The sequence below is a fragment of the Citreimonas salinaria genome (assembly GCF_900107235.1).
Classification (GTDB): domain Bacteria; phylum Pseudomonadota; class Alphaproteobacteria; order Rhodobacterales; family Rhodobacteraceae; genus Citreimonas; species Citreimonas salinaria.
The window spans coordinates 66,524-86,829 of record NZ_FNPF01000016.1 but is presented as its reverse complement, the minus strand read 5'-3'; the positions used below and the strand labels follow the sequence as shown (position 1 = coordinate 86,829).

Sequence of the window (20,306 nt, the reverse complement as noted above, 5' to 3'; positions counted from 1 at the left end):
GCCGGGCTGGACTTCGGCCCACGCGCGGGGCATCCCAAGGGCATGGATATCGAGGATCTCGCGACCCGCATCGAGGCGGGCGAACGCCGCGCGCTGGCGCGCGCCATCACGCTGGTGGAAAGCGGGCGCGCGGATCATCGCGCTGACGCCACGGCGCTGCTGGAGCGCCTGAAGGACCGGCCGGCGCAGGCGCTGCGCATCGGGTTGTCGGGCACGCCCGGCGTGGGCAAATCGACCTTCATCGAGGCGTTCGGCCTTATGCTGACCGGACAGGGGTTGCGCGTCGCGGTGCTGGCGGTCGATCCAAGCTCGGCACGGTCGGGCGGCTCGATCCTGGGCGACAAGACGCGGATGGAGCACCTGTCACGCGACCCGAACGCGTTTATCCGCCCGTCGCCGGCGCAAAGCCAGCTGGGCGGCGTCGCCCGCCGCACGCGCGAGGCGATCGACCTGTGCGAGGCCGCGGGCTTCCACGTGGTGCTGGTGGAAACCGTCGGCGTCGGCCAGTCAGAGACCATGGTGGCCGAGATGGCGGACCTGTTCCTGCTGCTACTCGCGCCGGGCGGCGGGGATGAACTGCAGGGGGTCAAGCGCGGCATCATGGAGATCGCGGACATCCTGCTGGTCAACAAGGCCGACGGCGACCTGCGCGCCACCGCGACGCGCACTTGTGCCGATTACGCAGGAGCCCTGCGGTTGCTGCGCAAGCGGGCGCAGGACCCGCAGGGCTTCCCCAAGGCGATGACCGTCTCGGCGGTCGAACACGCGGGGCTGGACAAGGCTTGGTCCGAGATGCAGGCGCTGGCCGATTGGCGCCGCGAGGCCGGGCATTTCGCCGCCCGCCGCGCCGACCAGGCCCGGTTCTGGTTCGAGGCCGAGGTCCGGGAAGGCCTGCTGGCCCGTCTCAAGCGCGAGCCGGTGCGCGGCGCGATGGCGACGCTCGGCCGTCAGGTGGCCGAGGGCGCGATCACGCCCACCGCCGCGGCCGAGGAACTGCTTATTCAGTACCTGCAGCTGGGCCTTGCCGACCGGGCGCCGGACGACCCGCAATCGCCTTCCCCCAAGGCTTGACGCCCGCACCGGCCGCGTCTAGAGAAGCGCGACGAGATTCCGGGCGCCATCAGGCGGCCCTGCATATTGGTTGCGCGGGACCATGCCCGCTGCCCGAAGAAAAACGAGGATGATCCCATGTCGCGTGTCTGCGAACTGACCGGAAAAGGGCCCGTGGTCGGCAACAATGTCAGCCATGCCAACAACCGCACCCGCCGGCGTTTCCTGCCGAACCTGAACGATGTCACGCTGCAGTCCGAGGCGCTGGGCCGCGGCATCAAGCTGCGCATCTCGGCCCACGCGCTGCGCTCGGTCGATCACCGCGGTGGGCTCGACAAGTTCCTGTTGAAGGCGAAGGACACCGAGCTGTCCGACCGCGCGTTGAAGGTCAAGAAAGAGCTGACGAAGGCGCAGGCCGAGGCCTGATCCGTCGCTCCGGCGAATATCTCGGCCCTGTGGTGATGCGCCGCAGGGCCGTTTGCGTTGCGGGGTTGCGCTGCGCTCGGTTGGGTAGAAGCAACCTTCCGACGGGTGCCGGGGCCCGCATCGAAAGCGGCCGCGCCAGCCGCACACTGCACGGCTACCAGTTCAAGGGCGTTATGATGCTGACCAAGATTCTTTCCGCCGGTGCGCTTGCGCTCACCGTGGCAAGCCCGGCCTGGGCCGAAATTGTCGTGACTGACGCCTATGCCCGCAGCACCATGCCCGGTGCGCCGACGGGCGCGGCCTTCATGGTGATCGGGAACACCGGCGAGACCGACGACCGCCTGGTCGAGGTCTTGTCGGACGTGGCCGAGAGGGTCGAACTACACACCCACCGCGCCGAAGGCGACGGGGTCGTGCGCATGGTTCACGTCGAAGAGGGCATCGTCATTCCCGCCGGCGGGCAGCATGCACTGCAGCGCGGAGGTGATCACGTGATGATGATGGGATTAACCCGCGACCTGAAGCAAGGCGACACGTTCGCCCTGACGCTCGTGTTCGAAAACGCGGGCGAAAGGAAGATCGAGGTTCCCGTCGATCTCAAGCGCGTCGCCGACCATTCCGGCATGGCGCACGACTGACCTAGCGCATCGGGGCGAGCACCGCCTCGACCCAGTCCGGCACGATTTTTGAGGCGGGGCCGGTCAGCCGGTCGTCGAACAAGTCCGACAGCTCGGTGAGTTCGAGATTGAGTTCGACCTTGCGGGCGCCTGCGCGGGCGGCCTCCTGCACGAAGCCGGCGGCGGGATAGACGTTGCCCGAGGTGCCGATCGCCGCGAAGAGGTCGCAGGACAGCAGGTGCCGCGCGATCTCGTCCATGTGATAGGGCATCTCGCCGAACCAGACCACGTCGGGGCGCGTGGCACGGGCGTCGCAGGCGGGGCAGGAATCGTCGTGGCGCATGGCGGGCGGGGCGGGCCAGCGGTGATCGCAGGCATGGCACTTCGCGCGGCCGAGCTCTCCGTGCATGTGGATCGCGGTGGCGCCGGCGCGTTCGTGCAGAGCGTCGACGTTCTGGGTCACGATGGTGACCGAGCCGGGATGCTGCGCCTGCAGGCGGGCCAGGGCCACGTGAGCCGCGTTGGGTCGCGCGGCGGCGGCCTGGGCGCGGCGTTCGTTGTAGAAGGCGTGGACGCGGTCGGGGTCGCGGGCGAAGGCGTCGGGGGTGGCGACGTCCTCGATCCGGTGGCGGGTCCAGATGCCGCCCTTGTCGCGGAAGGTGCCGAGGCCGCTTTCGGCGGACAGGCCGGCGCCGGTCAGGATGACGATCCGGTCGGGCATCGGGGCCTCGTGGGCGGCGGGAAAAGAAAAGGCCCGGCAGCGCGGGGCGGCCGGACCGGGAATTCAGTCGCGCTGGGCGAGGGGTGGCTTATGCCAGCTCGATGTTGGTCGCGCTTTCGCGGCCGTCACGGCCGGCCTGCAGGTCGAACGTGACCTTCTGGTTGTCGGCGAGGCCGGTGAGGCCCGAACGCTCGACCGCCGAGATGTGGACGAATACGTCCTTGCCGCCCGAGTCGGGCGCGATGAAGCCGTAGCCTTTGGTGGTGTTGAACCATTTCACGGTGCCGGTGGCCATCGTGAGATCTCCTGTCAGTGTCTTCCCGCTCGCAGTAGTGCAGCGGCGCGGCGTAGTCAGAGCAGTATCGGTTGCTCCGTCGCCGGATCGGCGGACAGGATAGGCGATAGTGGTAACATAGCGGGTTCAGTATGACAGGTTGTTTTCGACCGGGCAAGATATCTTGAAACGGGGGTGTCCCACGGTGGGACATCTTTTCGGCCCAGTAAAATCAATGACTTGAAGAAGCGGATTCACGATCTGTCAATCCTTGGGCGTCGTCCGGGCGGCACCGTGCGTGCCGTTAAGGCACCTTGGCGGGCGGGCGGAAAGGGGCCGATTCCGACGGTTGATTCCGGGATCGGGACCACCCGCGCCGCGCGGGTGAACAATCGGGGGCGGCCTGCGTTGAGAGGGGGACACATCAGCCCAAGGAGGTTCGAGATGCTACAGCGACTGATCCGCACCCTGACCGGCGCAATGCGCCGCCGTCGCCGCACCCCCGGCCGCACCGCCAGCCCCAAGGCGCGGGCGGCACAGAGCGCGGTTCGCACGGCGAAGCGAAAGATATGAGAGACGGGACTGGGTTCCCGGTGGGTGCCCAGTCCGCGCAGCATGCAAAGTAAACGAATAATCGAGTTGAAGAGCGATGTTGCACCCGGCTCGTGCTATGAATGCTCTAGTTGCGTAGTGCCTATCTTCGTCAGCGATGCCGGCGATGTGGTTTGCCCTTAAGTTCTTTTTCTCTTGAGTTCTCTAGTTATCTCCGATTGATTTGCAGCCACATTTGTAGGGCAAGCTGTCGACGAGGTCGCATTGGATACTTCTGCATCTAAACTTCGAGCTGTCTTGAAAGAAGTCTCCACTTATAAGCCAGAGGAAGAGACCGTGGCCAAAGCGGCCGCATCAGTTCTCGGCCTCAATGGGGAAGATAGTGACATTGAAGCAGCTGGCGTATTGGCACGAATTGTGCGGGAGATTAATGATCAAATCGCGAAAATAGATGCTGACGAAGAAACGAAGAGGTTTGTAAGAGAGCGGTTCAAACAGTTTAAGGGCCTTGGAAATTTAGGCGGCGTCAATCAGCCTGTTAAAAATGCGAGAGGGAGCATTCTAAAGGCAGAAGTTCTAAACGAATTGCTGGCCGTCCATGCGACGCTTTCTGGCCATTTTAGAATGCTGGAGAACCCGGAACTCAACGGTATTGCAAGCGACCTAAGGAAAATGGCCGAGCAGTTGGGTGCGATGGATGCACCCGTAGAAATTCGAGAGTATCTTTACGGCATATTGAGCAATGTAGCGACCATCTTGGATGGGATCGACGTTTTTGGGCCTGAATATGCTGAGCGGAAAATTCAGGAAATGATAGGCGCCCTAGCAATGAAGGGCGGTGCCATTAAGGAAGCCGAGCCCAAGTACTGGGAAAAGTTAAAGAATAAGCTGTCGCAAGGTGGCCGCGCTGTGCAGGCTGCCGCGCGGACCACTGATGCAATCGACAGAATTGGCCAATCAGACATCGCCAAGAACGTGGTTGATTTTCTTGGCAATGGAGCCTCTTGAACGTCACCGCGCAAACTTCTTGAACTTCACCCGCTTCGGCTCGACGGCGTCGGGGCCAAGGCGGCGCTTCTTGTCTTCCTCGTAGTCCGAGAATCCGCCCTCGAACCATTCCACGTGGGCTTCGCCTTCAAATGCAAGGATATGCGTGCAGATGCGGTCGAGGAAGAAGCGGTCGTGCGAGATGACCACGGCGCAGCCGGCGAAGTCGACGAGGGCGTCTTCCAGCGCGCGCAGGGTCTCCACGTCGAGGTCGTTTGTCGGTTCGTCGAGCAGGATGACGTTGCCGCCGGATTTCAGCAGGCGGGCCATGTGGACGCGGTTGCGCTCGCCCCCCGACAGGAGGCCCACCTTCTTTTGCTGGTCGCCGCCCTTGAAGTTGAAGGCCGAGCAATAGGCGCGGGAGTTCATCTCGGCGTCGCCCAGCTTGATGACCTCGGCGCCGCCGGTGATCGCCTGCCACACGGTGTCGTCGGGCGCGAGGTCGTCGCGCGACTGGTCGACATAGGACAGGTCGACCGTGTCGCCGTACTCGATCGTGCCGGCGTCGGGCTTTTCCTTGCCGGTCAGCATCTTGAACAGCGTGGACTTGCCCGCGCCGTTGGGGCCAATCACGCCGACGATGCCGCCGGGGGGCAGGCTGAAGGACAGGTCCTCGATCAGCTGCTTGTCGCCCATGTGCTTGGCGAGGTTCTCGACCTCGATCACCTTGTTGCCGAGGCGCTGGCCGTTGGGGATGATGATCTGCGCGCGGGCGAGTTTCTCGCGCTCGGTCTGGTTGGCGAGTTCGTTGTAGTTCTGGATGCGGGCCTTGGACTTCGCCTGACGGGCCTTGGCGCCCTGGCGCATCCAGTCGAGTTCGCGTTCCAGCGTCTTCTGCTTGGCCTTGTCCTCGCGCGCTTCCTGCGCCAGCCGCTTGGCCTTCTGTTCCAGCCAGGCGGAATAATTGCCCTCGTACGGGATGCCGCGGCCGCGGTCGAGTTCGAGGATCCAGCCGGTGATGTCGTCGAGGAAATACCGGTCGTGGGTGATGATCAGGATCGTGCCCTTGTACTCGACCAGGTGGTTCTGCAGCCAGGCGATAGTTTCCGCGTCGAGGTGGTTGGTCGGCTCGTCCAGCAGCAGCATGTCGGGCGCGTCGAGCAGCAGCTTGCACAGCGCGACGCGGCGGATCTCGCCCCCCGACAGGGTGGTGACGTCGGCGTCGTCGGGCGGGCAGCGCAGGGCCTCCATCGCGACGTCGATCTGGCTGTCGAGGTCCCACAGGTCCTGCGAATCGATCTCGTCCTGAAGCTGCGCCATCTCGTCGGCGGTCTCGTCCGAGTAGTTCATGGCGAGCTCGTTGAAGCGGTCGAGCTTGGCCTTCTTGGCGGCGACGCCTTCCATGACGTTCTCGCGCACGGTCTTGGTCTCGTCGAGCTTGGGTTCCTGGCTGAGGTAGCCGATGCGCGCCCCCTCGGCGGCCCAGGCCTCGCCCTGGAAGTCCTTGTCGATGCCGGCCATGATCCGCATGAGCGAGGACTTGCCGGCGCCGTTGACGCCGACGACGCCGATCTTGACGCCGGGGAGGAAGTTCAGGCGGACGTCCTCGAACACCTTCTTGCCACCGGGGTAGGTCTTGGAGACGCCATCCATGTGGTAGACGAACTTGTACGATGCCATTGGGCCGGACTCCTGAGGGCTGGGTTGGGGGCGACTGATACCGAAGGGGCGCGCGCGGGGCAATCACCTTGCGGCGGGCGCGGGCGGCGCGGTATCCGGGGCGCATGGTGGACGAGCCGATACGGGATTTGCGCGCGGGGATGCGCGTGGGGCTGCTGGGCGGGTCGTTCGATCCGGTCCATGCGGGGCACGTGCACATCGCGCGCGAGGCGCTGCGGCGGTTCGGGCTGGACCGGGTGATCCTGCTGGTGAGCCCGGGCAACCCGCTGAAGGCGAACCCGCCGGCGCCGCTGGACGTGCGGATCGCGCAGGCGCGGGCGGTCGCCTTGCATCCGCGCGTGCAGGTGAGCGGGATCGAGGCCGAGCTTGGCACGCGGATGACGGCGGACACTCTGGCGCGACTGGTGGAGCGCTGCCCGGGCGTGCGGTTCGTGTGGCTGATGGGGGCGGACAACCTGGCGCAGTTCGACCGCTGGGCGCGCTGGCGCAGGATCGTGCAGATGATGCCGGTGGGGGTACTGGCGCGACCCGGGCACGGGCTGGTGGCGGGCCGGGCTCCGGCGGCGCGGATCCTCCGGGGCGCGCGGATCCCGGCAAGCGCGTCGCGGCTGCTGCCGCTGCAGGAGCCGCCGGCCTGGTGCTACGTGACTGTGCCGCTGATCGGCCTGTCGTCGAGCGAGATCCGCGCGGCGCGTCGCGGCGCAACACCCTAGCGCCGCGTCACCTTTTCGGGATGTGGTTGTCGAACCTGCCCGGGTGCGCTTAGATCGCCGTCATGACACGCCACATCTCTCGCCGGGCCTTCGTCGCCGCGCTGGCTTCGGTGCCCATCGCGGCCCGCGCCGCCGCGCCGCAGGACTCGTCGCGCCCGGTCCCGCGCCCCGGGTCGGTGCCGCCGCCGCCGCCGCCGGGAATCGACGAACTGATCGAACGCTCGGGCCTGACGGGGCAGGTCAGCTGTGCCGTGGCCGACGCGGAAAGCGGCCGGCTGCTCGAGTCGCACAACGGGGCGCTTGCGCTGGCGCCCGCCAGTGTCGCCAAGGCGATAACGGCGGCCTACGCACTGGAGCATCTGGGAGCGGATCACCGCTTCGTCACGCGCGTCATCGCCACCGGGCCTGTCAAGGACGGCGTGGTCGAGGGCGACCTGGTGCTGGCGGGGGGCGGCGATCCGACGCTGGACACCGACGCGCTGGGCGCGCTTGCGGGCGAGCTGGTCGGGCAGGGCATCACCGGCGTGTCCGGGCGGTTCCTGGTCTGGGGTGGCGCGCTGCCCACGGAGCGCGCGATCGACCCGATCCAGCCCGAGCACCTGGCCTACAATCCATCCGTGTCGGGGCTAAACCTGAACTACAACCGCGTGCATTTCAAATGGGAGCGCGCGGGCGGGGATTACGACCTGAGCCTGGGCGCGCATTCTGCCAATTACCGCCCGGCGGTGCAGGTGGCGCGGATCAGCGCGGCGGACCGCGCCGGCCCGGTCTACACCTACGAGGAGGTAGAGGGCCGCGACGAATGGACGGTCGCGCGCGGCGCGCTGGGCGATGGCGGCAGCCGCTGGCTTCCGGTGCGGCGCCCGGAAATCTATGCAGGCGAGGCGTTCCAGGCGGTGGCGATCGCTGCCGGGATGGCGCTGCCCGCCCCTGAACCGGTCGAGGACCTGCCAGCGGGCGTGCTGCTGGCCGCGCACGACAGCGCGCCGCTGCGCAACATCCTGGGCGACATGCTGGAATGGTCGACCAACATCACCGCCGAACTGGTGGGCATGGCGGCGACCAAGCAAATGACTGGCCGCGCGCCCGAAAGCCTGCACGCCTCGGCCGAGGCGATGAACGCCTGGGCGCGCGACCGCTTCGGGATGCACACGATCGCGCTGGTCGACCATTCGGGGCTGGGCGACGAAAGCCGCATCTCGGCCGAGGACATGATGGTGGCGCTGCAGGCGCTGCACGTCGACGAAGTGATCCAGCCGCTGCTGAAGGAATTCACGTTGCGCGACGAGGCTGGTCGACCGATGCCCAGCCACCCGATCGTGGTCAAGGCGAAGACCGGCACGCTGAACTTCGTCAGCGGCCTGGCGGGCTATGTCGAGCCGAAGGGGGGCGACGAGCTGGTCTTTGCCATCTTCGTGGCCGACCTCGACCACCGTGCCACCCTGTCGCGCGAGGAGCTGGAGCGGCCGGAGGGTGGGCGCGCGTGGAACCGACGCGCCAAATGGCTTCAACAGGCGCTGATCGAACGCTGGAGCGCGCTTTACGCCTGAGGCGGCGCACGGCGTTCCGCGTTTCTTCTTTCCCCGAATCCCGGGGGGGCGGCGGGGCAGAGCCCCTGCCACGTCCAGTCGGCCGCGCGCCTCAGCCGTGCATGTGGCGGGCGCGGGCGCCGCGCTCGATCGCGGCGGCGTGAAGCCGGTCGAGTTCGAGCTCGTAGCGGATTTCCTCGAGCAGGCGAAGCTCGGCATCGGCCAGGGTGCCGTCGGCTGCGGCCACGTCGCAGGCCAGCGCGTAGGCGGTCTCGTACAGGCGCTGGGGCAGGTCGCGGCGCAGCAGGTTGAACAGGGCGTCGAGCCCGTCCTCGCGGGCCAGAAGCTGCATGACCAGGGTCGAGACCGCGCGCACCCGGTCGGGATCGTAGGCGCCGAAGATCGGCAGCGTCCTGACGGCCGTGTCGATCTTGAGCAGTTCGGTCGTGCGCATCGTCTCGTCCGAGGCCGAGACGACGATCATCAGCGCGACCAGGCAGTCCTGCGGGCTGAGCGGGTCTTGGAGGTCGGTCATGGCAATCCCCTTGTTGCTGGCCGGGCTTTGCCCATGCGTGTGGCGGCCGGGCCCTTGCGTCACGCGCTGTTTATTGACGCGGCCCCTGCGCGGCAATAGGAAGCCCGCCTGAACCCCCCTTAGGAGTGAACGGGATGTCCGAACTGCGCGACGCAGGCATGAGCGCCAAGGCCTGGCCCTTCGAAGAAGCGCGCCGGATCCTGAAACGCTACGAGGCGGCGCCGCCCGAGAAGGGCTACGTGCTGTTCGAGACGGGCTACGGCCCGTCGGGCCTGCCGCATATCGGCACCTTCGGCGAGGTCGCGCGGACGACGATGATCCGCCGCGCCTTCGAGACGATCAGCGACATCCCGACGCGGCTGATCTGCTTCTCGGACGACCTGGACGGGATGCGCAAGGTGCCCGAAAACGTGCCCGACCCGGACATGCTGCGCACGCACCTGCAGAAGCCGCTGACCAGCGTGCCGGACCCGTTCGGCACGCATGACAGTTTCGGCCACCACAACAACGCGATGCTGCGGCGGTTCCTTGACACGTTCGGGTTCGAGTACGAGTTCATCAGCGCGACCGAGTTCTATGCCTCGGGGCAGTTCGACGAGGTGCTGGTGCGCGCCGCGGAACGCTACGACGCGCTGATGGAGATCATGCTGAAGAGCTTGCGCGACGAGCGACGCAAGACCTATTCGATCTTCCTGCCGATCCACCCCGAAACCGGCCGCGTGCTGTACGTGCCGATGAAGCACGTGGATGCCGCCAAGGGCGAGATCACGTTCGACGACGAGACCGGGCGCGAGTGGACGCTGCCGGTGACCGGCGGAAACGTGAAGCTGCAGTGGAAGCCCGATTTCGGCGCGCGCTGGGCCGCGCTGGGCGTCGATTTCGAGATGTACGGCAAGGATCACAGCACCAACACGCCGATCTACGACGGGATCTGCAAGGCCTTGGGCGTGCGCCCGCCCGAGCATTTCACCTACGAGCTGTTCCTCGACGAGAACGGCGAGAAGATCTCCAAGTCGAAGGGCAACGGGCTGACCATCGACGAATGGCTGACCTATGCCTCGACGGAGTCGCTGAGCTATTACATGTTCCTCAAGCCGCGCACCGCCAAGCGGCTGAGCTGGGACGTGATCCCCAAGGCGGTGGACGAGTACCACCAGCAGCTGCGCGCCTACGAGGGGCAGGACATCGCGGCGCGGGTGAACAACCCGGTCTGGCACATCCACAACGGCAACCCGCCGGAAAGCCGCATGGTGGTGCCGTTCTCGATGCTGCTGAACCTCGCCAGCGCGGCGGGGGCCGAGGACAAGGACGCGCTGTGGGGCTTCATCCGCCGCTATGCGCCCGATGCCTCGCCCGAGACGCATCCCGACCTCGACCAGGCGGCGGGCTTTGCGGTGAAGTACTACGAGGACTTCGTGAAGCCTTCCAAGACCTACCGCGCGCCCACCGAGGCCGAGCGCGCGGCGCTGTCGGACCTGGCCGCGCGGCTGCGCACCCATGGGGGACCGCAGGACGACGAGATGCTGCAGACGCTGGTCTTCGCCGTCGGCAAGGAGCACGGCTACGACCCGCTGCGCGACTGGTTCAGGACGCTCTACGAGGTGCTGCTGGGCCAGAGCCAGGGCCCGCGCTTCGGCGGGTTCATCGCGCTTTACGGCGTGGCCGAGACGGCGTCGCTGATCGAGGTGGCGCTGGAAGGGCGGCTCGCCTCGGCGTGATCGCCTGAAACTTCGCGCGGTTTTGACGCGTGTCTCTCCCGGCTTACCTTTGGGCAAACCGGGAGAGACACGCATGAGACAGACGCTGTTGGGGCTGGTCGCGGCATTGGCGCTGGTGGGGGCGGTGCGGGCGCAGGATGTCCTGCCGCCCGAGCCCGGGATCGAGGCCACGATCCAGAGCCAGATCGACGCCTTCCTGCGCGACGACCTCGAGACGGCCTTCGGCTATTCCGCGCCGTCGATCCAGGGGATGTTCCAGACCCCCGATAATTTCGGAGCGATGGTGCGCAACGGCTACCCGATGGTCTGGCGCCCCGAGGACCTGCGCTTCGGCGATCTTGTCGACCTGCCGGGCGGCGTGGCGCAGACGGTCATCGTGACCGACGCGGCGGGCGTCGAGCACTGGCTGGAATACCGCATGACGCGGACCGGGGAAGGCTGGCTGATCGCCGGCGTCCGCATCGTCGAGGCGCCGGGCCTGAGCGCCTGACCCGGGCATGACCTTGGCGCCCTGCCGCGCAACACCCCTGCGCACGGTGGCCGCAGGGCGCGTTAAGCCGCGATCGCTACATCCTTTTCCCAAGCGGGGCCTGCGCGCCCATTTGATGAAAGGGATAGCGATGAACAAGGCAGTCACCGAAGGTCTGGTCTTCATGCCGCCGGCGTTTTCGAGCGACACGCTGAACCAGTGGTCGCGCAGCGACGGCTCGCCGGGCTCGGACACCTACGCGTATTTCTCCGGCGCGGCCTTCGTGCCGGCCGATGCGGATTTCGGCGGCTGCCTCGAGATCCAGAAGCTGGACCAGACGCAGCGGCTGCGCTTCATGGGACAGACGCCGATCCCGGCGGGTTGCTATCTGCGGGTGACGGTGCGGATCAAGGCGATCGCCGGCGCGCTTCCGACCATCGCGATCGCCGGTCGTCCGGTGCAGGCGAACGACAGCACGGTCACCGGCGTCGCCACGAGGGCGCAGCCGGTGACGATCGCGCGCTACGGGCAGATCTACGAGGTCAGCGCCATCGTCGGCGCGGGCGCGCGGCGAGGCGTCGACCTGGTCTGGGGGCCGCAGGCGGCGTTCGGCCATTTCGGGTTCGACCTGACGGGACCGAACGGCGGCGTCGTCCGCGTCGACGACATCCGGATCGAGGACGTGACCTCGGTCTTCCACCGCGAGATGATGGACTGGGTCGACGTGCGCGACTTCGGCGCCATCGGCGACGGCTCCACCGACGACAGCGCAGCCTTCGAGGCAGCCGACCAGGCCGCGCGCGGGCGCCGGGTGCTGGTGTCGAAGGGCACCTACCGCCTGGCGCAATCGGTCACGCTCGACAGCCGCGTACAGTTCGAAGGCCGCGTGACCATGCCCGACGCGGCGATCCTGTCGCTGACCAAGGACTACGACCTGCCGAAATACATCGACGCCTTCGGCGGCGACGAGGCGCTGGCGCTGAAGAAGGCGCTGCAGGCGCTGATGAACAATTCCGACCACGAGAGCCTGGACATGGGCGGGCGCCGCGTGTCGGTGTTCGAGCCGATCGACTTGCGCGCCGCCGTGCCCAACCGGTCGAGCTACGCGCAGCGCCGGGTGCTGCGCAACGGCCAGATCCGGGCGGAAACCAGCGCGGCCTGGAACCCGACGGTGGTCACCAGCCAGGCCAGCTATGCCGCCTCGAACCGCTGGCGGCTGACCAACGTGGCCAACATCGCCAACATCCCCGTGGGCAGCCTTGTGGAAGGCGCGGGCGTAGGCCGCGAGGTCTACGTGCGCTCGGTCAACGTGGGCGCCCGCGAGGTCGGCCTGTCGCAGCCGCTGTCGGACGCGCAGGGCACCCAGACCTACACCTTCACCCGGTTCAAGTACCTGCTGGACCTGAGCGGGTTCGACCGGCTGGACAAGTTCGAGATCGACGACGTCGAGTTCCAGTGCTCGGAGGTGGCCTCGGGCGTGCTGCTGCCGCCGTCGGGGGTGGTGAACGTGATCCGCAACTGCGTGTTCAACCGTCCCGGCCATCGCGGCATCAGCTCGCACGGGGAAGGGTGCCAGGGGCTTCTGATCGACCACAACCAGTTCATCAGCTGGGAGCCCGACAAGCTGACGCAGGACCGCTACACGATCGGGTTCAACGTCAACGCCAACGACGTGAAGATCCGCAACAACCGCGCCAGCCAGTTCCGCCATTTCGCGGTGATCAGCGGCGCGCACAACATCATCTCGGGCAACCACTTCTTCCAGGGCGACCCGGCATCGAGCGGGTTGCGCAGCGCGGGGATCGTGCTGTGCCTGCGCGCCTGCAACACGCAGATCACCGGCAACTACGTCGACAACTGCTTCATCGAGTGGACGAACGAGCGCGAGCCCGACCCGGACTTCACCGGCGGCTGGGGCTTTGCCGGCCTGTCGATCACGAACAACGTGATGCTGTGCTCGAACGTGCCGACCTGGTTCTCGTTCATCGTGGTCAAGCCCTACGGCTCGGGCCACCGGATCTACGGCATGAATGTGACGGGCAACACGTTCCGGTCCACCGGGATCGTGATCGACCGGGCCGAGCGGGTGGACACGTCGTTCGCGCCGCTGGACCTTGCCAGCATGCGCAGCGTGCATTTCAGCGGCAACACGTATCACAACGTGCATCTTGCCTCGGCCAATCCGCTGTTGGTCCAGCACGCGCAGAACAGCGCCGCGTCGGTCTGGCAGGTCGAGACGGGCGCCGCGCTGCCCTTCGACGGCTACGCGATGGAGGTCGAGAGCGTCGTGACGCGCGGTCCTTCGCGCACCGGGTCCAACGCGGTGCGTCACCACATGCCCTATGCCAGCGTCCGCGCCGGCGCGTCGCAGAACGCGGTCCAGCTGACCTGGCCCGAGGCGATGCAGGGCGCGGTCACGCTGCGGGTGCGGATGGACGTCTGAGGTCATCCGTCCGGTGGGCCCCCGGGGAGTTTCCGGGGGCCTTCGCGTAGCTGGGCGGGGGCGGGTTCAGAACTCGGACCAAAGCCCGGCGGTGACGCCCATAGACGTGTCGCCGGCCACCCCCCAGGCGACGCCGCTTTCCAGCCGCAGCCGACTGTTGATCGGGATGACGAAGGACGGGGCGAGCCGCGCGAATGGCTCGTCGGTCTGCGTGTCGCCGGTCTGAAGCTGGACGATCAGCTTGGCGTCGCGGCGCAGGTTCCGGCCCCAGGTGATGTCGAGCTTGTAGTCGATGGCGCCGTCCTCCAGCCCGATCTCGGCCACGCCGTCAAAGGACAACCAGCCGTGCGGCAGGCTCCAGCCGACCGACAGGCCGGGCCGGACGATCTGCGTTTCGGCGATCCGGCCGAACCCCATCTGCGCGGCAATGGCGGGCCCGGTGTCCCGCTGGCGCAGCGGGTACTGCACGAAGGCCACCGTCTTGCCGGCGCCCGACACCGCCCGCCCCAGGTCGAGCCCGACGGTCACTTCGGACGTCAGCCCGTATTCGACGTAGATCGTCCGGTAGACCTGCGTGGGGTCTGTGCTGGTCCAGGTGGCGATGTCCTGCGGCCAGGCCAGCCGGACCGTCGCGGCGGCAAACAGGCTGCCCTTGTCGCGCGGCCAGGCCCCGGCCTGCGCGATGCTCGCGTACAAACCCGCCAGCATCGCCCATGTCAGCAAGATCCTCAGGCGCATCGCAGACCCTTTCGCGGCAAAGCTTGTGCCTTTCATGGTTAATGGCGGGTTAACGGCGGGGCGGGCTGGATTTCGCCATGCCGCACGTGCAAGGTCGGACCGAAGAGGGACAGGAGCACGCGATGAGCGGGCAGGTGATCACCATCGCGCAGCAGAAGGGCGGCAGCGGCAAGACCACGCTGGCCGCGAATCTGGCGACCGCGCTGCGCGCGCAGGGCAAGCGCGTGGCGCTGGTCGATCTCGACCCGCAGGGCAGCCTGGGGCGCTGGTTCATGACGCGGCTCGAAAGCGACCCTGCCCTGTGCGAGGGGCTGGAATTCGCCACGTCCTCGGCCTGGGGGGTCAGCTACGAATGCCGTAAGCTGGCCGGCAGCCACGACATCGTCATCATCGACACGCCGCCCAAGGCCGACAGCGACCTGCGCCCGGCGCTGCGGGTGGCGGACCTGGTGATCGTGCCGGTCGCGGTCAGCCATGTCGATCTGTGGGCGACCGAGTCGGTGCTCGACCTCGCCGCGCGCGAGGGCAAGCCGGCGCTCGTGGTGCTGAACCGCGGCCGGCCCGGCACGCGGCTGGGCGCGCAGGTGGCCGAGGCGGCGGGCAAGCTGGAGGCCACCGTGGCCAAGTCGTCGCTGGCGGCACGGGTCGTCTACGCCGAGGCGCTGGGCCTTGGCCGCGGCGTCGGCGAGATGCCCAAGGGTCCGGCGCGCGAGGAAGTGGCCGCGCTGGCCGCAGAGGTGGCCAAGGCGCTGCCGCCGCGCTAGGGAAGCGGCGACACATCAAGGCGCCCAGGGAGCCCGCCATGACCGACCTTTCCGCGCTGACCGACCTCATCCGCCGCGACGCCGCAAGCCGCGGGCAGACCGTGTCGAAGCTGGGCTATTTCTGCGCGCCGTTCCGCCCCTCCGAGGGGCCTTTCGCGGACAAGGTGATCAAGGTCTATCGCGGGCTGGACGACGACGCGGCGCTGGACCGGCTGGCGCGGTGTCACGACGATTACGTCGCGGCCCTTCTGTCCGCCGACGTGCCGATGCCGGGGACCGAGTTCCACCTGCTCGACATCTCCGGCCGCCGCGTGCCGGTGATCGTGCAGCAGGCGCTGCCGGCCGACAGCCTGATGCGCCCGCTGATGCAGACCGGCACGCGCGACGAGACGCTGGCGATGATGCAGGCGGCGGGGCTGGTGATCGCGCGGTTCTGGCACTGGGCCGCAGGGCGCGACGAGCGCGTCGGCTTCCACCCGTCGATCCGCAACTTTGCGATCCGTGGCGAGGAGGCGGTGTTCTTCGACACGTTCCCGCCGCTGATCCACTACTCGCGCGAGGAAATGGGCCGGATGCTGCTGCAATTCTCGGACAAGCGGCTGATGCGCCTGGTCGGCCCGCTGATGCAGGCCCGCGTCACGGGCATCCAGGAGGAATGGTACTCGCCGCCCGAAACGCTGGTTGGCCTCGTCGGCTCGGCCTGTCGGCTGCGGCCGGAATTCGCGCAGGACTACCTGGAATGGGGCCGCGGTTTCGCCACCGCAGAGATGGCGCCGTGGGCGGACGAGGCGCTGGCCGGCCTTCGCGAACCGCCGCGCCTGCCGGGCTACTGGACCGGCTTTCGCAAGCTGCTGGGCCTGCAGGGCGAACCGAACGTCTGACCGCCGAACTGCCCGCGAGCTGCCCGTTCCCGTCTTCTTTGGTCCAGAAATATCCCGGAGAAGTCCCGAAGGGACGGGGGCAGCGCCCCCGATCCTGAATTTTATCCGCCAGGCGGAAGGGGCAGCGCCCCCGCCACGCTCAGACGATCTTGATGCCGGCCTTCTTCGCGTCCGCGACGAACGCGTCCAGACCCTTGTCGGTCAGCACGTGGTTCGCCATCGCGTGGATCACCGCCGGCGGCGCGGTGGCCACGTCGGCGCCGATCTTGGCGGCGTCGCTCATGTGGTTGGCGTTGCGGATCGACGCGGCGAGGATCTGCGTCTCGAACCCGTAATTGTCGTAGATCTGGCGGATATCGGCGATCAGCTCCATCCCATCCAGGTTCAGGTCGTCCAGCCGGCCGATGAAGGGAGAGATGAACGTCGCCCCCGCCTTGGCCGCCAGCAGCGCCTGGTTTGCCGAGAAGCACAGCGTGACGTTCACCATCTGGCCGTGGTCGGTGAAGTGCTTGCACGCCTTCAGGCCGTCCCAGGTCAGCGGCACCTTGATCGCGATGTTGTCGGCGATCTCGGCCAGCTTGCTGCCTTCGCGGACCATCGAGTCGTAATCGAGCGCGATCACCTCGGCCGAGACGGGCCCGTCGACCAGGTCGCAGATCTCCTTGGTCACCTCGTGGATGTCGCGGCCCGATTTCAGGATCAGCGACGGGTTGGTGGTCACCCCGTCCACCATGCCAAGCGCGTGCAACTCGCGGATGGCGTCGATGTCGGCGGTGTCGACGAAGAATTTCATTGGGGGCTCCGTTGATGGCTTGGCCTCTGACACCCAGCGCTTTAACCCGGTTTCATGCCACCCGAAACCCCGGACATCATTCCCGAACCGCCCGCCTTCTACGACGAGGGCGCGCTGGTTGGCGTTCTGACCACGCAGCCGCTGGGCAAGCCGCTGGATTACCGCGCGCCCGAGGGCGGCGCGTGGGCCGGCGCCTTTGTCGAGGTGCCGCTGGGCCCGCGCAAGGTGGCGGGCGTGGTCTGGGGGGCGGGGCAGGGCGACTACGACATGTCCAAGGTGCGCTCGGTCATCCGCGTGCTGGACGCGCCGCCGATGCGGGACGAACTGCGGATATTCATCGAGAAGGCTGCAGCCTACACGCTGACGCCGCTGCCGGCGATGCTGCGGCTGGCGACGCGCGCGCCGGGGCTGGGCGACCCGCCGTCGATGCGCAAGGTCTACCGCCGGGGCGAGGGCGAGCCTGAGCGCATGACCGATGCCCGCGCCCGCGTGCTGGACGCGGCCGAGGAGATCGGCGGCCTCGCCCTGACGCTGAAGGAGCTTGCCGACGCGGCGGGTGTGACCCCGCAGGTGGTCAAGGGGCTGGTGAAGACCGGCGCCATCCTCGAAGAGGAAAGCCCACGCGACACGCCGTTCCCCCGGCTCGACCCCGACCTGCCCGGCAAGCCGCTGACCGACGACCAGGCCCGCGCGACGGAAACCCTGCGGGCGGGCCAGCGCTCGGGGCGCTACGGCACCACGCTGCTGAAGGGCGTTACCGGGTCGGGCAAGACCGAGGTCTATCTCGAGGCCGTGGCCGAATGTCTGCGGCAGGGACGGCAGGCGCTGGTCCTGCTGCCCGAGATCGCGCTGACGGCGGAATTCTTGACGCGCGTCGAGGCGCGGTTCGGCGCGAAACCGGCCGAGTGGCATTCGGGCGTCACGATGACCGAGCGCCGCCGCGTCTGGCGCATGGCGGCCGAGGGGCGCGCGCAGATGATGATCGGGGCGCGCTCGGCGCTGTTCCTGCCGTTCCAGGACCTCGGGCTGGTGGTCGTCGACGAGGAACACGACACGTCCTACAAGCAGGAGGACGGGGTGCTTTACAACGCGCGCGACATGGCGGTGCTGCGGGCCTCGATCCTCGATGCGCGGGTGGTGCTGGCCTCGGCCACGCCCAGCCTGGAATCCTGGGCCAACGCCGACGCGGGCAAGTACGAGCGGCTGGACCTGACCTCGCGCTTCGGTCCGGCGATCCTGCCCGAGATGCGCACCATCGACATGCGCGACCAGGACCTGCCGTCGAACCGCTGGGTGTCGCCCGCGCTGGCGCGCGCGGTCAGGGACCGGCTGGCCAAGGGCGAGCAGGCGATGCTGTTCCTCAACCGCCGCGGCTATGCGCCGGTGACGCTGTGCCGGGCCTGCGGCCAGCAGATCGCCTGCGAGCACTGCGACGCGCGCATGGTCGAGCACCGGTTTCTCAAGCGCCTGGTCTGCCACCAATGCGGCGAAAGCCGACCCATCCCCACCGCCTGTCCGTCCTGCGAGGTCGAGGGCAAGCTGGCCGCCGTGGGCCCCGGCGTCGAGCGCATGGCCGAGGAGGCCGCGGCGCTGTTTCCCGACGCGCGGGTGGCGGTGCTGTCCTCGGACCTGTTCGGTACGGCGCGCGAGTTGAAGGCGCAGATCGAGGCCATAGCCGCGGGCGCGGCCGACATCATCATCGGCACGCAGCTGGTCGCCAAGGGGCACAACTTTCCGCTGCTGACGCTGGTGGGGGTGATCGACGCCGACCTCGGCCTGCAGGGGTCGGACCTGAGGGCTGCGGAACGGACGTTTCAACTGATGCGGCAGGTCGCGGGCCGCGCGGGGCGGGCGGAAAGGCCGGGACTGGCGCTGCTGCAGACCTTCCAGCCCGAGCACCCGGTGATCCGCGCGATCCTAGGCGGCGACGAGGAAGCCTTCTGGCGCGCCGAGGCGGCCGAGCGCCGGGCGACCGGAATGCCGCCCTATGGGCGCCTCGCGGGGATCATCCTTTCGGGGCCGGAGGCGGGTCCGGTCTTCGACCTCGGCATGGCGCTGGCGCGCAACGACGCGCCCCTGCGGCGGGTCGGCGCGCAAGTCTTCGGCCCGGCGCCCGCGCCCATCGCGCGGGTGCGCGGCCGCCACCGGGTGCGGCTGCTGGTCAAGGCGCCAAAAGGCGTGGCGTTGCAATCGGCGCTGGCAGAATGGGTGGCGCCCGTCAGGCTGAAGGGCGACCTTCGGCTGGCCATCGACATCGACCCGCAAAGCTTCTTCTGACGGGGCGGGAATGGACACCCCGCCCTTCCGCGACACAGTCGTCGGCAGGATCGCTTGCCCTCGCAAATTCCTTCCCGAAGATTTTCGAGGCGCAATGAGACACATGACCCGGCGGCGCGGCTTGCTTCTTTGCGCCGCGCGGCTTGTTTCATCCCGCGCACCCCTCTACATCGCTGACCATGGCAGGATGGAACCTCTTCAACAGAAAGCGCCCCTTGGTCGCCGTGGTGCGGCTGCAGGGCGCGATCGGCATGGCCGGCCGAACCACCATGTCCGACCGGTCGACGGCGTCGCTGCTGGAAAAGGCGTTCAAGCGCGGCAAGCCCGCGGCGGTCGCGCTCGAGATCAACTCGCCCGGCGGATCGCCGGTGCAATCGGCGCTGATCGGTGCGCGCATCCGGCGGCTGGCGGACGAGCACAAGGTGCCCGTCTTCGCCTTCGTCGAGGATGTGGCGGCCTCGGGCGGGTACTGGCTGGCGGCGGCGGCTGACGAGATCTGGGTCGACGACAGCTCGGTCGTGGGGTCGATCGGCGTCATTTCGGCGGGCTTCGGCGCGCATGGCTTCCTCGACCGCCACGGGATCGAGCGGAGGGTGCACACCGCCGGCAAGTCCAAGAGCATGATGGACCCGTTTCGCCCCGAGAAGGAAGAGGATGTCGCCCGGCTCAAGCGCCTGCTCAAGCAGATCCACGGCAATTTCATCGACCACGTGCGCGCCCGCCGCGGGCCGAAGCTGGCCGACGATCCCGACCTGTTCACCGGCGAGATCTGGGTCGGCCGCGCCGCGGTCGAGAAGGGTCTGGCCGACGCGGTGGGCCACCTGGCGCCGCAGATGAAGGCGCGCTTCGGCGACAAGGTGCGCCTGCGCCGTTACGAACAGAGACGGCCGCTGCTGCCGCGCCTCGGCATGGCGCTGGCAGGCGGCGTGATCGGCGACATAGAGGAACGCGCCCAGTTCGCGCGGTTCGGGCTTTAGATGCTCGTCAAGATCGTCGCCCTGTTCCTTGTCTTCATGGCCGTGCTGGCCATGTTCGGCCGGCTGCGCATGCCGGGCGCCAAGCGCCTGCGCGACGCGCGCTGCACCCGGTGCGGCCGGTTCCGCATCGGCAAGGGCCAGTGTCCCTGCACCAAAGGATAG

At 67.9% G+C, this 20,306-nt stretch carries 20 protein-coding genes; 14 read left to right on the top strand and 6 right to left on the bottom strand.

Features of this window, described 5'->3' with window-relative positions; genetic code table 11:
- The first annotated feature begins 42 nt into the window (after positions 1 to 42).
- From meaB to BLW27_RS16575, 3 genes are all read left to right on the top strand, one after another.
- Positions 43 to 1,071 carry a methylmalonyl Co-A mutase-associated GTPase MeaB gene (gene meaB, locus BLW27_RS16585; RefSeq protein WP_089884985.1) on the top strand — a complete coding sequence of 343 codons (1,029 nt, stop codon included), beginning with the start codon at positions 43 to 45 and terminating at the stop codon, positions 1,069 to 1,071.
- 117 nt (positions 1,072 to 1,188) lie between these two features.
- A complete protein-coding gene (gene rpmB, locus BLW27_RS16580; RefSeq protein ID WP_089884983.1) occupies positions 1,189 to 1,476 on the top strand; it encodes a 50S ribosomal protein L28 in 288 nt (95 codons plus the stop codon).
- 176 nt (positions 1,477 to 1,652) lie between these two features.
- Positions 1,653 to 2,114 (top strand): copper chaperone PCu(A)C, encoded by a 462-nt coding sequence (locus BLW27_RS16575; RefSeq protein ID WP_342708082.1) that lies wholly within the window; start codon positions 1,653 to 1,655, stop codon positions 2,112 to 2,114.
- Between the two features lies 1 nt (position 2,115).
- On the opposite strand, the gene BLW27_RS16570 is transcribed toward BLW27_RS16575, so the two are convergent.
- Both BLW27_RS16570 and BLW27_RS16565 read right to left on the bottom strand, forming a co-directional pair.
- Positions 2,116 to 2,814: an NAD-dependent deacylase gene (locus BLW27_RS16570; protein ID WP_089884981.1), complete on the bottom strand. Its 699-nt coding sequence runs from the start codon at positions 2,812 to 2,814 to the stop codon at positions 2,116 to 2,118.
- An 88-nt stretch (positions 2,815 to 2,902) separates the two neighbouring features.
- Positions 2,903 to 3,109, bottom strand: a complete 207-nt coding sequence (locus tag BLW27_RS16565) for a cold-shock protein (RefSeq protein ID WP_089884979.1) — start codon at positions 3,107 to 3,109, stop codon at positions 2,903 to 2,905.
- 867 nt (positions 3,110 to 3,976) lie between these two features.
- Here BLW27_RS16565 and BLW27_RS20870 point away from each other — a divergent pair.
- Positions 3,977 to 4,648, top strand: coding sequence for a hypothetical protein (locus BLW27_RS20870; protein WP_143042314.1), 672 nt, complete (start codon positions 3,977 to 3,979; stop codon positions 4,646 to 4,648).
- Between the two features lie 3 nt (positions 4,649 to 4,651).
- On the opposite strand, the gene ettA is transcribed toward BLW27_RS20870, so the two are convergent.
- Positions 4,652 to 6,307: an energy-dependent translational throttle protein EttA gene (gene ettA, locus BLW27_RS16555; protein WP_089884975.1), complete on the bottom strand. Its 1,656-nt coding sequence runs from the start codon at positions 6,305 to 6,307 to the stop codon at positions 4,652 to 4,654.
- Between the two features lie 104 nt (positions 6,308 to 6,411).
- On the opposite strand from ettA, the gene BLW27_RS16550 reads away from it, so the two are divergent.
- On the top strand, positions 6,412 to 7,020 hold the full coding sequence (locus tag BLW27_RS16550; protein ID WP_425429303.1) for a nicotinate-nucleotide adenylyltransferase: 609 nt from the start codon (positions 6,412 to 6,414) through the stop codon (positions 7,018 to 7,020).
- Positions 7,021 to 7,082: 62 nt separating this feature from the next.
- Positions 7,083 to 8,570 carry a D-alanyl-D-alanine carboxypeptidase/D-alanyl-D-alanine endopeptidase gene (dacB, locus tag BLW27_RS16545; RefSeq protein WP_089884971.1) on the top strand — a complete coding sequence of 496 codons (1,488 nt, stop codon included), beginning with the start codon at positions 7,083 to 7,085 and terminating at the stop codon, positions 8,568 to 8,570.
- A gap of 91 nt (positions 8,571 to 8,661) precedes the next feature.
- On the opposite strand, the gene BLW27_RS16540 is transcribed toward dacB, so the two are convergent.
- The gene (locus BLW27_RS16540; RefSeq protein ID WP_089884969.1) at positions 8,662 to 9,084 is read right to left on the bottom strand and encodes a tellurite resistance TerB family protein; all 423 of its coding nucleotides are present in this window, start codon (positions 9,082 to 9,084) and stop codon (positions 8,662 to 8,664) included.
- A gap of 134 nt (positions 9,085 to 9,218) precedes the next feature.
- Between BLW27_RS16540 and BLW27_RS16535 the strand changes: the two genes are divergently transcribed.
- The 3 genes from BLW27_RS16535 to BLW27_RS16525 all read left to right on the top strand — a co-directional run bounded on the left by BLW27_RS16535 (position 9,219) and on the right by BLW27_RS16525 (position 13,714).
- Entirely contained in the window at positions 9,219 to 10,802 is a 1,584-nt protein-coding gene (locus BLW27_RS16535; RefSeq protein WP_089884967.1) for a lysine--tRNA ligase, read from the top strand.
- A gap of 73 nt (positions 10,803 to 10,875) precedes the next feature.
- Positions 10,876 to 11,292: a DUF4864 domain-containing protein gene (locus BLW27_RS16530; RefSeq protein ID WP_089884965.1), complete on the top strand. Its 417-nt coding sequence runs from the start codon at positions 10,876 to 10,878 to the stop codon at positions 11,290 to 11,292.
- Between the two features lie 130 nt (positions 11,293 to 11,422).
- A complete protein-coding gene (locus tag BLW27_RS16525) occupies positions 11,423 to 13,714 on the top strand; it encodes a right-handed parallel beta-helix repeat-containing protein (protein WP_089884963.1) in 2,292 nt (763 codons plus the stop codon).
- Between the two features lie 66 nt (positions 13,715 to 13,780).
- Here BLW27_RS16525 and BLW27_RS16520 read toward each other — a convergent pair whose 3' ends face one another.
- Entirely contained in the window at positions 13,781 to 14,452 is a 672-nt protein-coding gene (locus BLW27_RS16520; RefSeq protein ID WP_089884961.1) for a hypothetical protein, read from the bottom strand.
- Positions 14,453 to 14,574: 122 nt separating this feature from the next.
- Here BLW27_RS16520 and parA point away from each other — a divergent pair, with 122 nt between their 5' ends.
- Both parA and BLW27_RS16510 read left to right on the top strand, forming a co-directional pair.
- The gene (gene parA / locus BLW27_RS16515; RefSeq protein ID WP_089884959.1) at positions 14,575 to 15,216 is read left to right on the top strand and encodes a ParA family partition ATPase; all 642 of its coding nucleotides are present in this window, start codon (positions 14,575 to 14,577) and stop codon (positions 15,214 to 15,216) included.
- A gap of 38 nt (positions 15,217 to 15,254) precedes the next feature.
- Positions 15,255 to 16,097 carry a DUF6206 family protein gene (locus BLW27_RS16510; RefSeq protein ID WP_089884957.1) on the top strand — a complete coding sequence of 281 codons (843 nt, stop codon included), beginning with the start codon at positions 15,255 to 15,257 and terminating at the stop codon, positions 16,095 to 16,097.
- 139 nt (positions 16,098 to 16,236) lie between these two features.
- On the opposite strand, the gene fsa is transcribed toward BLW27_RS16510, so the two are convergent.
- Positions 16,237 to 16,890 (bottom strand): fructose-6-phosphate aldolase, encoded by a 654-nt coding sequence (fsa, locus tag BLW27_RS16505; RefSeq protein WP_089884955.1) that lies wholly within the window; start codon positions 16,888 to 16,890, stop codon positions 16,237 to 16,239.
- A gap of 54 nt (positions 16,891 to 16,944) precedes the next feature.
- On the opposite strand from fsa, the gene BLW27_RS16500 reads away from it, so the two are divergent.
- The 3 genes from BLW27_RS16500 (at position 16,945) to BLW27_RS21285 (ending at position 20,306) form a co-directional block, all read left to right on the top strand.
- Positions 16,945 to 19,167: a primosomal protein N' gene (locus BLW27_RS16500; protein ID WP_089884953.1), complete on the top strand. Its 2,223-nt coding sequence runs from the start codon at positions 16,945 to 16,947 to the stop codon at positions 19,165 to 19,167.
- A 179-nt stretch (positions 19,168 to 19,346) separates the two neighbouring features.
- Positions 19,347 to 20,144 (top strand): S49 family peptidase, encoded by a 798-nt coding sequence (locus tag BLW27_RS16495; RefSeq protein WP_089884951.1) that lies wholly within the window; start codon positions 19,347 to 19,349, stop codon positions 20,142 to 20,144.
- A complete protein-coding gene (locus BLW27_RS21285) occupies positions 20,145 to 20,306 on the top strand; it encodes a hypothetical protein (RefSeq protein WP_177177954.1) in 162 nt (53 codons plus the stop codon).

What these genes read in the sequence shown, in the direction of transcription:
- BLW27_RS16565 (WP_089884979.1), bottom strand. Translation starts at nt 3,109, where the DNA reads ATGGCCACCGGCACCGTGAAATGGTTCAACACCACCAAAGGCTACGGC.
- BLW27_RS21285 (WP_177177954.1), top strand. Translation starts at nt 20,145, where the DNA reads ATGCTCGTCAAGATCGTCGCCCTGTTCCTTGTCTTCATGGCCGTGCTG.
- BLW27_RS16500 (WP_089884953.1), top strand. Translation starts at nt 16,945, where the DNA reads ATGCCACCCGAAACCCCGGACATCATTCCCGAACCGCCCGCCTTCTAC.
- BLW27_RS16535 (WP_089884967.1), top strand. Translation starts at nt 9,219, where the DNA reads ATGTCCGAACTGCGCGACGCAGGCATGAGCGCCAAGGCCTGGCCCTTC.
- BLW27_RS16520 (WP_089884961.1), bottom strand. Translation starts at nt 14,452, where the DNA reads ATGCGCCTGAGGATCTTGCTGACATGGGCGATGCTGGCGGGTTTGTAC.
- BLW27_RS16570 (WP_089884981.1), bottom strand. Translation starts at nt 2,814, where the DNA reads ATGCCCGACCGGATCGTCATCCTGACCGGCGCCGGCCTGTCCGCCGAA.
- meaB (WP_089884985.1), top strand. Translation starts at nt 43, where the DNA reads ATGGATATCGAGGATCTCGCGACCCGCATCGAGGCGGGCGAACGCCGC.
- BLW27_RS16525 (WP_089884963.1), top strand. Translation starts at nt 11,423, where the DNA reads ATGAACAAGGCAGTCACCGAAGGTCTGGTCTTCATGCCGCCGGCGTTT.
- BLW27_RS16575 (WP_342708082.1), top strand. Translation starts at nt 1,653, where the DNA reads ATGCTGACCAAGATTCTTTCCGCCGGTGCGCTTGCGCTCACCGTGGCA.
- BLW27_RS16550 (WP_425429303.1), top strand. Translation starts at nt 6,412, where the DNA reads ATGGTGGACGAGCCGATACGGGATTTGCGCGCGGGGATGCGCGTGGGG.
- dacB (WP_089884971.1), top strand. Translation starts at nt 7,083, where the DNA reads ATGACACGCCACATCTCTCGCCGGGCCTTCGTCGCCGCGCTGGCTTCG.
- fsa (WP_089884955.1), bottom strand. Translation starts at nt 16,890, where the DNA reads ATGAAATTCTTCGTCGACACCGCCGACATCGACGCCATCCGCGAGTTG.
- BLW27_RS16510 (WP_089884957.1), top strand. Translation starts at nt 15,255, where the DNA reads ATGACCGACCTTTCCGCGCTGACCGACCTCATCCGCCGCGACGCCGCA.
- parA (WP_089884959.1), top strand. Translation starts at nt 14,575, where the DNA reads ATGAGCGGGCAGGTGATCACCATCGCGCAGCAGAAGGGCGGCAGCGGC.
- ettA (WP_089884975.1), bottom strand. Translation starts at nt 6,307, where the DNA reads ATGGCATCGTACAAGTTCGTCTACCACATGGATGGCGTCTCCAAGACC.
- BLW27_RS16495 (WP_089884951.1), top strand. Translation starts at nt 19,347, where the DNA reads ATGGCAGGATGGAACCTCTTCAACAGAAAGCGCCCCTTGGTCGCCGTG.
- BLW27_RS16530 (WP_089884965.1), top strand. Translation starts at nt 10,876, where the DNA reads ATGAGACAGACGCTGTTGGGGCTGGTCGCGGCATTGGCGCTGGTGGGG.
- BLW27_RS16540 (WP_089884969.1), bottom strand. Translation starts at nt 9,084, where the DNA reads ATGACCGACCTCCAAGACCCGCTCAGCCCGCAGGACTGCCTGGTCGCG.
- rpmB (WP_089884983.1), top strand. Translation starts at nt 1,189, where the DNA reads ATGTCGCGTGTCTGCGAACTGACCGGAAAAGGGCCCGTGGTCGGCAAC.